This is a genomic window from Psychrobacter sp. TB20-MNA-CIBAN-0197, assembly GCF_040309765.1.
Lineage (GTDB): Bacteria > Pseudomonadota > Gammaproteobacteria > Pseudomonadales > Moraxellaceae > Psychrobacter > Psychrobacter submarinus.
This window is the reverse complement of sequence record NZ_JBEOPC010000533.1, coordinates 1-275: the sequence shown is the minus strand read 5'-3', so window position 1 is coordinate 275 and position 275 is coordinate 1. Positions and strand designations below refer to the sequence as shown.

1 pseudogene is annotated in these 275 nt (G+C 38.9%); it reads right to left on the bottom strand.

Features of this window, described 5'->3' with window-relative positions:
- Nucleotides 1–75: 75 nt before the first annotated feature.
- Nucleotides 76–275: pseudogene (locus tag AAEY83_RS14830) on the bottom strand (hypothetical protein); the annotation flags it as partial.

Below are 275 nucleotides of genomic sequence, written 5' to 3'. Positions count from 1 at the left end.
ATTTGGTGACGTTTTTCTTTATTCATGCAACTTAAAACGTATTAGTGCTAATTGTTGCTCTAATACGTTTTCCCCTTAAGTTAAGCTAGTAACACGTGCTCGAGGGCCTTTTTCAGCCTCTGGCGGTGCAACTTGTTTTGATTTTATTTGTGCGTCAATTACGTTTTTTGCAGCAATAAGTAGCCCAAGCCCTAAAAAGGCACCCGGTGGTAAAATTGCCAGTAAAAATTGATTATCAAAATTAAATACTTCTATGCGCATGCTCTGTGCCCATG